The sequence below is a fragment of the Streptococcus sp. SM3 genome, from assembly GCF_027497875.1.
In genome coordinates, this window is record NZ_JAJNSA010000070.1 from 1 (window position 1) to 12682 (window position 12682).

Annotated in this window: 13 protein-coding genes; 7 read left to right on the forward strand and 6 right to left on the reverse strand. The window is 41.8% G+C overall.

Annotated features, from left to right (window positions below):
- The 3 genes from PAN06_RS09895 to PAN06_RS09905 form a co-directional block, all read right to left on the reverse strand.
- Positions 1-443: GNAT family N-acetyltransferase (locus PAN06_RS09895; RefSeq protein ID WP_269796211.1), on the reverse strand; the 443-nt coding region annotated here is incomplete at its 3' end.
- Positions 436-891: a tRNA (adenosine(37)-N6)-threonylcarbamoyltransferase complex ATPase subunit type 1 TsaE gene (gene tsaE, locus PAN06_RS09900; RefSeq protein ID WP_031575203.1), complete on the reverse strand. Its 456-nt coding sequence runs from the start codon at positions 889-891 to the stop codon at positions 436-438. The genes PAN06_RS09895 and tsaE, both read right to left, overlap by 8 nt.
- Before the next feature lie 380 nt (positions 892-1271).
- Positions 1272-2693, reverse strand: a complete 1422-nt coding sequence (locus tag PAN06_RS09905; RefSeq protein WP_269796212.1) for an NCS2 family permease — start codon at positions 2691-2693, stop codon at positions 1272-1274.
- Between the two features lie 174 nt (positions 2694-2867).
- Between PAN06_RS09905 and PAN06_RS09910 the strand changes: the two genes are divergently transcribed.
- From PAN06_RS09910 to serS, 7 genes are all read left to right on the forward strand, one after another.
- Positions 2868-3680 carry a Cof-type HAD-IIB family hydrolase gene (locus tag PAN06_RS09910; protein ID WP_269796213.1) on the forward strand — a complete coding sequence of 271 codons (813 nt, stop codon included), beginning with the start codon at positions 2868-2870 and terminating at the stop codon, positions 3678-3680.
- Between the two features lie 190 nt (positions 3681-3870).
- The gene (gene adhP / locus PAN06_RS09915) at positions 3871-4893 is read left to right on the forward strand and encodes an alcohol dehydrogenase AdhP (protein ID WP_003003874.1); all 1023 of its coding nucleotides are present in this window, start codon (positions 3871-3873) and stop codon (positions 4891-4893) included.
- Between the two features lie 373 nt (positions 4894-5266).
- Positions 5267-6256: a PTS sugar transporter subunit IIB gene (locus tag PAN06_RS09920; RefSeq protein ID WP_003010431.1), complete on the forward strand. Its 990-nt coding sequence runs from the start codon at positions 5267-5269 to the stop codon at positions 6254-6256.
- A 27-nt stretch (positions 6257-6283) separates the two neighbouring features.
- Entirely contained in the window at positions 6284-7087 is an 804-nt protein-coding gene (locus tag PAN06_RS09925; protein ID WP_003010434.1) for a PTS mannose/fructose/sorbose transporter subunit IIC, read from the forward strand.
- Between the two features lie 18 nt (positions 7088-7105).
- Positions 7106-8017, forward strand: coding sequence for a PTS system mannose/fructose/sorbose family transporter subunit IID (locus PAN06_RS09930; protein WP_023920228.1), 912 nt, complete (start codon positions 7106-7108; stop codon positions 8015-8017).
- Positions 8018-8097: 80 nt separating this feature from the next.
- The gene (locus PAN06_RS09935) at positions 8098-8466 is read left to right on the forward strand and encodes a DUF956 family protein (RefSeq protein ID WP_269796214.1); all 369 of its coding nucleotides are present in this window, start codon (positions 8098-8100) and stop codon (positions 8464-8466) included.
- Positions 8467-8683: 217 nt separating this feature from the next.
- Positions 8684-9961, forward strand: a complete 1278-nt coding sequence (gene serS / locus PAN06_RS09940) for a serine--tRNA ligase (protein WP_269796215.1) — start codon at positions 8684-8686, stop codon at positions 9959-9961.
- Positions 9962-10003: 42 nt separating this feature from the next.
- On the opposite strand, the gene PAN06_RS09945 is transcribed toward serS, so the two are convergent.
- From PAN06_RS09945 to PAN06_RS09955, 3 genes are all read right to left on the reverse strand, one after another.
- Entirely contained in the window at positions 10004-10774 is a 771-nt protein-coding gene (locus PAN06_RS09945) for an acetyl-CoA carboxylase carboxyl transferase subunit alpha (protein ID WP_023920222.1), read from the reverse strand.
- Complete coding sequence (gene accD, locus PAN06_RS09950) at positions 10767-11633, reverse strand: acetyl-CoA carboxylase, carboxyltransferase subunit beta (protein WP_269796216.1); 867 nt, start codon at positions 11631-11633, stop codon at positions 10767-10769. The genes PAN06_RS09945 and accD overlap by 8 nt, the downstream gene beginning before the upstream one ends.
- Positions 11634-11736: 103 nt before the next feature.
- On the reverse strand, positions 11737-12682 hold a 946-nt coding region (locus PAN06_RS09955; protein ID WP_269796217.1), incomplete at its 5' end, for an ATP-grasp domain-containing protein.

Here is a 12682-nt window from a genome sequence, read left to right on the forward strand (position 1 = left end):
AAACCTAACTTTTTATACAGGTGAACCGCTCGTTCATTGCGCACTTGGACATTCAAGATTAATTTCCTAAGAACACCGGTCGAGTGCGCCCACTCGATTCCTTCTTCCAACAAGATCTGTCCAAGCCCTTGATTCCAATAAGCTTTTCGAACCACAATAAAGACATCTCCAATATGCTGAACAGACCGTTGAGAAGCCGCAGTGATATTTAACAAAGCTGCCAGTTCCTGATCTAGAAATAACAAGAGGCAAATCCGATTATCCGCCATTTCTTGGACCATTAGAAAATGCTCCATGTCTGCTGGAGACATGCCTATCCCAGCTTCATCTAGCGTCATGTAATCTGACTCTTTCCCAACTTGATTTAAGAAATCAATGACAAGAGCCGCGTCTGCACTTTCAGCTTGCCGAATTTCTAATGTCACTTCCTTTTCCTTAGTCATCGGTTTTTTCCACCTGCTCAAAGGATGCTAGTAAAGCTTCTGCACGCGCTCCATGAGCCTCAAAAGCCAACTCTCGCCCATCTTCCAATTTTCGGATAAAAATTTTAAGATAAGCATCTGAGAGACTCGGCTCAATCAACTCTCCCCATTCAATAATGGTAGCACCATCTCCAAACAGAAAATCATCTAAATCAATCGAATCTGGATCATTCCCAATCCGGTAAACATCCAAGTGGTACAAAGGCAAGCGGCCTTCGTATTCACGAACAATGGTATAGGTCGGACTTTTAATCATCTGATCAATCCCTAACCCCTTTGCAATTCCTTTAGTAAAGGTTGTTTTTCCTGCCCCTAGATCACCTGATAAGATGATCACATCTTGCTTTTCTAAGAGTTTTCCTAGCTGTTTTCCTAGAGCAATCAGCTCTGTTTCATTGTGACTAATCATTTCTCTATTATACCAAACTTTTTAAAAATCTGCTCTTTCTTTTAGAAATTGTTCCACTCAGGTTTGCTTTTTAGATAGATAGTCAAACTATTTTAAAGCAAAATAAGTTAAGTGATGCTGCAAAAAAATAAATTTGAGTTCCAATTTTTAAATCGATTTAAGAAAATACTGAAACTTTCCGCTGTGAGAAAAGTGCCTGAAACAATAACGTTTCAGGCACTCGGAATTATTGAGACCTTAGGCTCAATAATTAGTCATGGAACTTCAAAGAAGTTCGCTGACGTCCGTACTCACCTAAGGAATGTTTTTGGTATAACTTTGTCTTCAATCTGAAAGGAATGGGAGACAACTCCCATTCCTTTTTGGCACTTTTCTGATACTTAATTCAAAGCCATGCTAATGTAGTTTAAAATAAAGAGAACATCCAAGATCCAAATCATGCTGTGCACTTCTTTGGCTTGTCCTTTAACCACTTTCACCAAGCTATAGGTGATAAATCCAGCAGCGATCCCTTGTGTAATCGAGTAGCTGAAGCCCATAAAGATAGAGGTGAAGAAGGCAGGAACTGCTTCTGACATATCTTCCCAATGGATATTTTTCAAACCACTCAACATCATGATCCCAACAACAATCAAAATTGGAGCTGTAGCAGCGGTCGGTACAATCGCCAACAAAGGACTAAAGAGACTTGAAATAGCAAAACAGATCGCTACAACCAAGGCTGTCAGACCAGTTCGTCCACCAGCTCCAATACCAGCTGCAGATTCAACATACGTCGTTACGTTTGAAGTTCCTGCAATGGCTCCGACTGAAGTCGCTACAAGGTCTGAATAGAGGGCCTTATCTAATTTCGCTGATTGATGGTTTTCCCCATTTGTCGCAACAATCCCAACTTTTTCACCCGTACCGATTAAAGTTCCAATTGTATCAAAAATATCGGTCAAGGAGAAGGCTAAGATGGCCATTAAGGTCTCAGGCAAACGAGACGTATTGGAAATCAAGGAACCCAATCCTTTCGATCCCAAAGCTTGACCAAAGATCGTGCCTAAATCATTAAAGGCAGCTCCTAGATGGTTACTTGCAAAGTCAATTTTAGTAATATCAACCACATGGATGAGAATTCCAAGCACAGTCGTTGCTAAGATAGAAAGGATAATCCCTCCCTTAATCCCTTTGACAACAAAGAAAATAGTAATCGCAAGACCAACAAGGGCCAAGAGGACAGCTGGATTGTTAAAATCAACCAATCCAGGAACAGCAGAGGCATTGGCTGAGATCGTTGCATTCGCCTTATCTGCTCCTTCTCCAACCACTGTATAGGTATGAGGGTCAATCGTGAATTTCAAAAATCCTGCATTCTTAATCCCAACATAGGCCAAGAAAATCCCGATCCCCGCTGAAATAGCAGACCGAAGAGCAGTCGGAATCGATTCGATGATCATCTTCCGAACATTTGTCAATGTGATAATCAATGAAATCACACCACAAATGAAGACCATTCCCAAAGCTTCCTGCCATGAGTAGCCCATACCAAATACAACAGTAAAGGTAAAGAAGGCATTCAAGCCCATCCCAGGTGCTTGTGCATAAGGTAAATTGGCATAAAAAGCCATCATCAAGGTCCCGACAACAGATCCAATAATCGTTGCAAGGAAGACTCCTTGAGCTGGCATACCTGTTTGTGACAACATTTGAGGGTTTACGAAGAGGATATAACTCATCGCAAAAAAGGTTGTCAAACCAGCAAGAACCTCTGTCCGAACAGTGGTTCCATGTTCTGAAAGTTTAAAAAACTTATCCATTTCAGAATAAACTCCTTTTTCATCATTCTCGCTCTCAATCAATTTGCGAACGTTATTTCTATTTTACCAAAAGATCTTTCGTCTTTCAAGAATCCCGCTTCTCTTCTCGATTTTTGAGCGCTTTTCCGATTTTTCTGATATAATGGTCTCATTCTTCTCGAAAGGAACTGAAATATGCATAAAAAAATGATCGCTCTAGATCTAGACGGTACCCTCTTAAATTCCGAAAGCAAATTGAGCGACTTTACCATTGATACGATTAAAAAAATTAGTGCTCTCGGCCATAAAGTCATTATTACAACAGGCCGCCCCTATCGTATGGCACACACCTACTACAAACAACTAGAGCTAGATACTCCAATGATCAATTTTAACGGCTCCCTTACGCACCTACCTGAGAAAAAATGGACAGATGAACAATGTTTGACTTTAGATAAAAAATACCTGTTAGATATGGTCGCTAACCGAGACACTATCCAAGCGGACTTTATAGCAGGCGAATACCGCAATAAATTCTTTATTACCGATCCAAATGAGCACGTTGCAGATCCTAAATTATTCGGGATTGAATCTTTCCAACCAGAAAATCAATTCAATCCCGAGCGGGTAACGAGCGACCCAAACTGTATTCTCTTTCAAACGAAAGCGGAAGACAAATATGCTCTGGCAGATGAAATGAATCGGCATTATGACTACAATCTGTCTATCAATACTTGGGGTGGTCCCTTAAATATTCTGGAATGCAATCCCAAAAATGTGACCAAAGCATCTGCTCTGACCTACCTTCTAGATAAACTCAATATGGATCAGAAGGATTTGATTGCCTTTGGAGACGAGCACAACGATACCGACATGCTAGCTCTCGCTGGTCATGGATACGCCATGAAAAACGCGAGCTCTGTCCTACTTCCTTACGCGGATTCCGTCACAGATTTTACCAATAATGAGGACGGTGTCGCGCGCCAACTCATTCAATTATTCTTATAATAGGAACAGACATGAGCTATCCCCTCATGTCTTTTTCTGCGCCAAATCCTTAATCGGTTAATCAATACCGCCCCTTTTTTCCATTTTTTTCATTGCCTCGTCATCTGGTTTGTGATATTATTAACATAGTTATTAAAGAAGCGCTTTCAAAAATTTTAAACCGCTTCTCGTTCACTTAAGGAGGAACAAAATGAAAGCTGTTGTTGTAAATCCAGAAGGTACTGGTGTTGAAATCGTTGCAAACAAAGACATGCGTCCACTTGAAACAGGGGAAGCACTTGTTCAAATCGAATACTGTGGTGTCTGCCACACTGACTTGCACGTTGCTCACGGGGACTTCGGTAAAGTTCCAGGCCGTGTTCTTGGACACGAAGGAATCGGTATTGTTAAAGAAGTTGCTCCAGATGTCAAGAGCCTAAAAGTTGGGGATCGTGTCAGTGTCGCATGGTTCTTCGAGGGATGTGGAACTTGTGAATACTGTACAACTGGTCGTGAAACTCTTTGCCGTACTGTAAAAAATGCTGGTTACTCTGTTGATGGAGGGATGGCTGAACAATGTATCGTTACTGCAGATTACGCAGTGAAAGTACCTGAAGGATTAGATCCAGCCCAAGCATCTTCTATTACGTGTGCAGGTGTTACCACTTATAAAGCCATCAAAGAAGCCAAAGCTGAACCAGGACAATGGATTGTTATCTATGGAGCTGGTGGACTAGGAAACTTGGCTGTTCAATATGCTAAGAAAGTCTTCAACGCACATGTCATCGCTGTCGATATCAACAATGATAAACTAGAATTGGCGAAAGAAGTTGGTGCAGACTTTGTCATCAACGGTCGCGAAGTTGAAGATGTCCCAGGATTGATTAAAGAAAAAACAAATGGTGGAGCTCACTCTGCTGTCGTAACAGCTGTTTCTAAAGTAGCTTTCAACCAAGCAGTAGATTCTGTTCGTGCAGGTGGCCGCGTGGTCGCAGTTGGTCTTCCTTCTGAAATGATGGACCTCAGCATTGTGAAAACTGTATTAGATGGTATCCAAGTCATTGGTTCTCTTGTAGGAACTCGTAAAGATTTGGAAGAAGCTTTCCAATTTGGTGCAGAAGGCCTGGTAGTCCCTGTCGTTCAAAAACGTCCAGTAGAAGATGCTGTCAAAGTCTTTGATGAAATGGAAGCTGGAACCATTCAAGGACGTATGGTACTTGACTTTACAAACTAAACAACTGAACCTACAGGACTAGCCCAACTGGGCTAGTCTTTTTGAGTGCTCTCAATCACTCTAATTTACAATTTGTTATATATTTATTTTTGTTTTTGAGAATATTGCTTGATTGTCGGAATTTTTTCATTAAGAAAAAAATCCTATAAAACATATCTATTATTGATTTTTTAAGCATCAACAAGTAATAAATAAAATGCATTCAAGAGCATTCTTTTTCTATCTAACGATAATTTAATATAATAAATCAATGTTTTTACATCGAGATTTTGATAGAAAAATTGACTTAAGTGTGGAAACGATTTATAATAAAGTAGCTTAAAGTTTTCTTAAACTGAAAGTCAAACAAATTTTATAAGGAGGAATGTCAATAATGAGTATTGGTATCATTATTGCTAGCCACGGTGAATTTGCAGCTGGAATCCACCAATCCGGCTCGATGATCTTTGGAGATCAAGAGAAAGTTCAAGTGGTTACGTTCATGCCAAGTGAAGGCCCGGATGATCTCTATGCTAAATTTAATGCAGCTGTTGCCGCATTTGATGCAGAAGATGAAGTCTTGGTTTTGGCTGACCTTTGGAGTGGTTCTCCATTTAACCAAGCAAGTCGCGTCATGGGAGAAAATCCAGATCGTAAATTTGCGATCATCACAGGATTAAACCTTCCGATGTTGATTCAAGCTTATACAGAACGTTTGATGGATGCAAATGCCGGCGTTGATCAAGTCGCTGCAAACATCATCAAGGAAGCAAAAGACGGTGTCAAAGCCCTTCCAGAAGAATTAAACCCTGTTGAAGAAGCTAGTACAGCCGCTGCTGCTCCTGTAGCCCAAGCTGCTATTCCAGAAGGAACAGTTATCGGAGATGGAAAACTCAAGATTAACCTTGCCCGCTTAGATACACGTCTTCTTCATGGACAAGTCGCAACTGCTTGGACACCCGATTCAAAAGCTGATCGGATCATTGTTGCTTCAGATTCTGTTGCTAAAGATGAACTCCGTAAGGAATTGATCAAACAAGCGGCACCAAATGGTGTGAAAGCAAACGTTGTCCCAATTCAAAAATTGATCGACGTTGCAAAAGATCCACGTTTCGGAAATACCCATGCTTTGATCTTATTTGAAACACCTCAAGATGCTCTTCGCGCCATCGAAGGTGGTGTTCCGATTAAAACCTTGAACGTTGGTTCAATGGCCCACTCAACTGGTAAAACCATGGTTAACAATGTGTTGTCAATGGATAAAGATGACGTGGCTACATTTGAAAAAATGCGTGATCTTGGAGTAGAATTTGACGTCCGTAAAGTGCCAAATGACTCTAAGAAAGATTTGTTTGACTTAATTAACAAAGCCAACGTTCAATAATCGATTACTTACGAAAGGATTTTAAACATGTCTATTATTTCTATGGTATTAGTGGTCGTTGTTGCCTTCTTAGCAGGTCTTGAAGGTATCCTTGACCAATTCCAATTCCACCAACCACTTGTTGCTTGTACCTTAATCGGTTTGGTAACAGGTAACCTGACTGCTGGCGTTATGCTTGGTGGTTCACTTCAATTTATTGCACTTGGCTGGGCAAACATTGGTGCCGCAGTTGCACCCGATGCTGCTCTTGCATCTGTCGCTGCTGCCATCATCATGGTACTTGGGGGAGACTTCAGTGCAAAAGGAATCGCTGTCGCTCAAAGTGTCGCTATTCCGCTTGCAGTTGCTGGTCTTTTCTTGACCATGATCGTCCGTACCCTTTCCGTTGGTTTGGTCCACACTGCCGACGCTGCTGCTAGAAAAGGGGATATCAAAGGTGTAGAACGCGCTCACTTTGTGGCCCTTCTTCTTCAAGGTCTTCGTATCGCCATTCCTGCAGCCCTCTTGTTGATGATTCCTGCTGAAACTGTTAAAACTGCTCTTGAACAAATGCCAAAATGGCTCTCTGATGGAATGCAAATCGGTGGTGGTATGGTTGTAGCCGTTGGTTATGCCATGGTTATCAACATGATGGCGAGCCGTGAAGTATGGCCATTCTTTGCCATCGGTTTTGCTCTTGCAGCCGTTAGCCAATTAACTTTGATCGCTCTTGGAGCAATTGGTGTTGCCCTTGCCTTGATCTACCTTACTCTTTCTAAGAAAGGTGGCAATGGAGGTGGCGGTGCCGCTACTTCTAACGATCCAATTGGCGACATTCTCGAAGACTATTAAGAAAGGTGTGACACTATCATGACTGAAAAATTACAATTATCTAAATCAGATCGTCAAAAAGTTTGGTGGCGTTCAACCTTCTTGCAAGGTTCTTGGAACTATGAACGGATGCAAAACTTGGGTTGGGCATACTCATTGATCCCAGCTATCAAAAAACTCTACACAAAGAAAGAAGACCAAGCGGCTGCTCTTGAGCGTCACATGGAATTCTTTAACACTCACCCATACGTTGCCGCTCCTATCATCGGGGTAACGCTTGCTCTTGAAGAAGAAAGAGCAAACGGTGCTGCTATTGACGATGCTGCTATCCAAGGGGTTAAAATTGGTATGATGGGTCCTTTGGCGGGTATCGGAGATCCAGTATTCTGGTTTACAGTACGTCCTATCCTTGGTGCTCTTGGTGCATCACTTGCTGCGTCTGGTAACATCCTTGGCCCACTCATCTTCTTTATCGCATGGAATGCGATTCGTATGGCCTTCTTGTGGTACACGCAAGAACTTGGCTACAAAGCAGGTTCTGAAATTACCAAAGATATGTCTGGTGGGATCTTGCAAGACATCACTAAAGGGGCTTCTATCCTTGGGATGTTCATCCTCGCTGTCTTGGTAGAACGTTGGGTATCTATTAAATTCATCTTTAATGTTTCTTCTGTCAAATTAGGCGACAAAGCTTATATCCACTGGGATAAACTTCCTGAAGGATACAAGGGTATCCAAGAAGCCTTCGCTCAAGTTGGCTCAGGTCTCTCTCAAACACCTGAAAAAGTTACGACTTTCCAACAAAACTTGGATTCATTGATTCCTGGTTTGATGGGATTACTTCTTACTTTTGCTTGTATGTGGTTGTTGAAGAAAAAAGTATCTCCAATCACTATCATCATCGCCCTCTTTGTAATCGGTGTATTAGCACACGTTGCTGGCTTGATGTAAGCAAAGATCAACTAAAAAGAAGGTTTCGGCCTTCTTTTTATTATGATATAATGGAGTGAACAGCAATACAGGAGGATCTCATGGCTCAATCATTGAATAAAACCGTTGAATTCCATACTACAGGGGTTTCTTACCTTGGAGTGGGGGGAAAGGTTGGAAAAATCCTAGTCGGGAATGCCGCTTTTGAATATTATGCGGATGCAAATGTAGAAGACTACATCCAAATTCCCTGGCAAGAAATCGAGCGAATCGGAGCCAATGTATCCGGACGTAAAATTAGCCGCCATTTTGAAATCTATACCAGAGAATCAAAATTTCTCTTTGCTTCAAAAGACTCTGGAAAAATTTTAAAGATTGCTCGGGAACATCTAGGGAATGATAAAATTGTCAAACTTCCTACGTTGATCCAAATCATCACGGCTAAAATTAAAAATCTATTTGCAAAATAGGATCTTTTCTTGTATAATAGACGCAAACGGATAAGTAAGTTAAGAGTCTCTTTCAGAAAGTCTGCGGTTACTGCGAGCAGATAGAAATCTTAATTGAAATTCTACCGTTTCTTTAAAATACAATATCGAATCAAGTGCACACCTGTGAAGTTGGATGGAACCGTGGCTCTGCCACTCCAACACTCTAACAGGTGTGTTTTTTGTTAAAGGAGAAGCTATGTTAGATATTAAACGGATTCGTACAGACTTTGATGCGGTTGCTAAAAAATTGGCAACACGTGGCGTAGATGCAGCTATTTTGAATGAAATGAAAGAAATCGATGCCAAACGTCGAGATATCTTAGTCAAAGTAGAAAATCTCAAAGCAGAGCGTAACACTGTATCTGCTGAAATCGCACAAGCTAAACGCAACAAAGAAAATGCAGATGATAAGATTGCTGCCATGCAAACCCTCTCTGCAGAAGTCAAAGCATTGGATACAGAATTGGCTGAAATCGATGCCAAATTAACTGAATTCACTACTACCCTTCCAAACATCCCTGCTGATAGTGTCCCTGTTGGAGCAGATGAGGATGACAACGTTGAGGTTCGTCGTTGGGGAACACCGCGCGAATTTGGCTTCGAACCAAAAGCTCACTGGGATTTAGGAGAAGGCCTTGATATCCTTGACTGGGAACGCGGGGCTAAAGTTACTGGTGCTCGTTTCCTCTTCTACAAAGGTCTTGGAGCTCGCTTAGAACGCGCTATCTACAACTTCATGTTGGACGAACATGGCAAGGAAGGCTACACTGAAGTCATCACACCCTACATGGTCAACCATGATTCTATGTTTGGTACTGGACAATATCCAAAATTCAAGGAAGATACTTTTGAACTTAGCGATACTAATTATGTCCTCATTCCAACTGCTGAAGTTCCTTTGACAAACTACTACCGCGATGAAATTCTTGATGGGAAAGACCTTCCAATCTACTTCACCGCTATGAGTCCATCATTCCGTTCAGAAGCTGGTTCAGCTGGTCGTGATACTCGTGGATTGATCCGTTTGCACCAATTCCATAAGGTTGAAATGGTGAAATTTGCCAAACCAGAAGATTCATATGGTGAATTGGAAAAAATGGTTGTCAATGCTGAAAATATCCTTCAAAAACTGAACCTTCCATACCGTGTAGTAGCTCTCTCAACGGGAGACATGGGCTTCTCAGCTGCCAAGACTTACGACTTAGAAGTATGGATTCCAGCGCAAAACACCTACCGTGAAATCTCAAGCTGTTCCAATACAGAAGATTTCCAAGCTCGCCGTGCGCAAATCCGCTACCGTGATGAAGCAGATGGCAAGGTAAAACTCCTTCACACTTTGAACGGTTCTGGGTTGGCTGTCGGACGTACCGTTGCTGCTATTCTTGAAAACTATCAAAACGAAGACGGTTCTGTGACCATTCCAGAAGTCCTTCGCCCATACATGGGTGGCGCAGAAGTCATCGCACCAAAATAAAGTTTAAAAAAACTGAGTCTTGCAAATTGCAAGCTCAGTTTTTTAATATTTACGAAAACGTTGGTAGCGTTGCTCCAAAAGATCTTCGAGAGGCAAGGCTTGTAAAACCTTTAACTCTTCCTGTAATTCCTTCTTCACTTGAGCCAGTAGTTCTCCATTTGAAAATCCATGCTCGGGAATCACCTTATCGACAATTTCCATATTTAACAATTCGTGAGAAGTAATCTTCATCAACTCTGCTGCTTCCATGGCACGACTTCCATCTTTCCAAAGAATAGAGGCAAAACCTTCTGGACTCAAGACCGCATAGATGGAGTTCTCAAGCATCCAGACCTTATCTGCCACAGCAAGAGCCAAGGCACCACCAGAGCCACCTTCTCCGATGATAATCGCGATAATTGGAACTTTTAGATCACTCATTTCCATGAGGTTGCGGGCAATGGCTTCCCCTTGTCCTCGTTCTTCAGCACCAACACCGGGATAAGCACCCGCTGTATTGATAAAGGTCACAACTGGACGGCCAAATTTCTCCGCTTGCTTCATGAGACGCAAAGCTTTTCGATAGCCTTCTGGATGTGGTTGCCCAAAATTACGTTTTAGATTATCCTGAAGATTTTTTCCTTTTTGGATTCCAACGACTGTAACCGTTTGATCGCCTAAGCGTCCAATCCCACCAATCACCGCACCATCATCACGGAAGTTTCGATCTCCATGCAATTCGATAAAATCATCAAAAATTCCTTGAGCAAAATCAAGCGCAGTCAATCTTCCTTGGTCACGTGCTTCTTTAATAATCTGTGTTATTTTACTCATGTTTACCTCCATGAAGGGCTAATAATTGTCCAACTGTCGCTCGGATTTGACTTCTCTCCACGATCAAGTCTACAAATCCATGTTCTTGCAGAAATTCTGCTTTTTGGAAATCATCTGGCAATTTTTCACGCACAGTTGATTCGATCACGCGTCGACCAGCAAACCCGACCAAGGCTTGACTCTCTGCCATGATAATATCACCTTCCATAGCAAATGAGGCTGTCACCCCACCAGTTGTCGGATCTGTCAATACCGTCAAATAGAACAATTTTTCTTTAGAATGACGTTGAACAGCCGCAGAAATTTTTGCCATTTGCATCAAACTCACGATTCCTTCTTGCATCCGAGCACCACCGGAAGCGGTAAAGAGAACAACTGGCAATTTTTCTTTTGTCGCAAATTCAAATAAACGAGTAATTTTTTCGCCTACTACAGAACCCATTGAAGCCATGATAAAGTTGGAATCCATGATCCCAAGCGCAACTTTTTTCCCTTTAATCAAGGCAGTGCCAGTCAGGACAGCTTCATCCAGTCCTGTCATTTCCCGCACTGCTGCTAATTTCTTCTTATAATTTGGGAAATTCAAAGGATCTGTCGTTTCGATTCCTGTAAACATTTCTTCAAAGCTAGCTGGATCCACTGTCAACGCCAAGCGTTCTTTAGCAGAAATACGGAAGGTATAGCCACAATTCGGGCATACTCGTTCACTACCTAAATCCTTTTGGTAAATGGTATGTTTACAACCTGGGCATTGTGAAAATAGTTCATCAGGAACTTCAGGTTTTGGCTGAGGCTCCTTCCAGGCTGACCTATTCGGATTGATCCGAATATATTTATCTTTTTTAGAAAATAATGCCATTACTTACTCCTTATAATATGCTACAGTATCTGAAGCATTACTATAAAAGCCTGAAACTGTGAAGATGATGTTCATACTTCCCTCACAAGTCCAGGCTTTTTCATCATTCCTTATTATAATTTGGAAGGAATTGTTCCATCAAAAATGCAGTGTCATAATCACCAGCGATCACATGTGAATCTGAAATCAAATCCAACTGGAAACTGCTATTGGTTGTGACACCATCGATTTCCAACTCATAAAGAGCACGCTGCATTTTCATCAGTGCATCAAAGCGATTTTCACCATGGACAATGATCTTGGCAATCATACTATCATAGTATGGTGGAATCGTATAACCAGGATACACAGCAGAATCCACACGCAAGCCAACCCCACCACTTGGAAGATAGAGATTAGTGATCTTACCTGGGCTTGGTGCAAAGTTGAAGGAAGGATTTTCCGCATTGATCCGGCATTCAATCGCATGGCCTTTAATGACAATATCCTCTTGAGTAACGGATAATTCTTGGCCAGCTGCGATTTTAATCTGTTCCTTAACGATATCAACTCCTGTTACAAATTCTGTGACAGGATGCTCCACTTGCACACGGGTATTCATTTCCATAAAGTAGAACTCACCCTTGCCTTCATCATACAAGAATTCAATCGTTCCAGCATTCTCATACCCAACTGATTCAGCAGCCCGAACAGCAGCAGAACCAATTTGATTACGAAGAGTTTTTCCGATAGCAATTGAAGGGGATTCTTCTAGAACTTTTTGGTTGTTCCGTTGAAGAGAGCAATCGCGTTCACCTAAGTGAATGACATGTCCATGCTGATCCGCTAAAATCTGTACTTCAATGTGGCGTGCCGGATAAATCACCCGCTCCATATACATAGCACCATTCCCAAAAGCAGCTTGAGCTTCTGAGGAAGCAGATTCAAAAGCAGCAACCAAATCTTCTGGTTTTTCAACCTTCCGAATTCCCTTACCACCGCCTCCTGCAGATGCTTTCAACATCACAGGGTAACCAATACGTTCTGCAATCTCGAGGGCTTCTTCAGCA

Coding starts and splice junctions, on each gene's coding strand:
- tsaE (WP_031575203.1), bottom strand. CDS start 891: ATGATTAGTCACAATGAAACAGAGCTGATTGCTCTAGGAAAACAGCTA.
- PAN06_RS09905 (WP_269796212.1), bottom strand. CDS start 2,693: ATGGATAAGTTTTTTAAACTTTCAGAACATGGAACCACTGTTCGGACA.
- PAN06_RS09910 (WP_269796213.1), top strand. CDS start 2,868: ATGCATAAAAAAATGATCGCTCTAGATCTAGACGGTACCCTCTTAAAT.
- adhP (WP_003003874.1), top strand. CDS start 3,871: ATGAAAGCTGTTGTTGTAAATCCAGAAGGTACTGGTGTTGAAATCGTT.
- PAN06_RS09920 (WP_003010431.1), top strand. CDS start 5,267: ATGAGTATTGGTATCATTATTGCTAGCCACGGTGAATTTGCAGCTGGA.
- PAN06_RS09925 (WP_003010434.1), top strand. CDS start 6,284: ATGTCTATTATTTCTATGGTATTAGTGGTCGTTGTTGCCTTCTTAGCA.
- PAN06_RS09930 (WP_023920228.1), top strand. CDS start 7,106: ATGACTGAAAAATTACAATTATCTAAATCAGATCGTCAAAAAGTTTGG.
- PAN06_RS09935 (WP_269796214.1), top strand. CDS start 8,098: ATGGCTCAATCATTGAATAAAACCGTTGAATTCCATACTACAGGGGTT.
- serS (WP_269796215.1), top strand. CDS start 8,684: ATGTTAGATATTAAACGGATTCGTACAGACTTTGATGCGGTTGCTAAA.
- PAN06_RS09945 (WP_023920222.1), bottom strand. CDS start 10,774: ATGAGTAAAATAACACAGATTATTAAAGAAGCACGTGACCAAGGAAGA.
- accD (WP_269796216.1), bottom strand. CDS start 11,633: ATGGCATTATTTTCTAAAAAAGATAAATATATTCGGATCAATCCGAAT.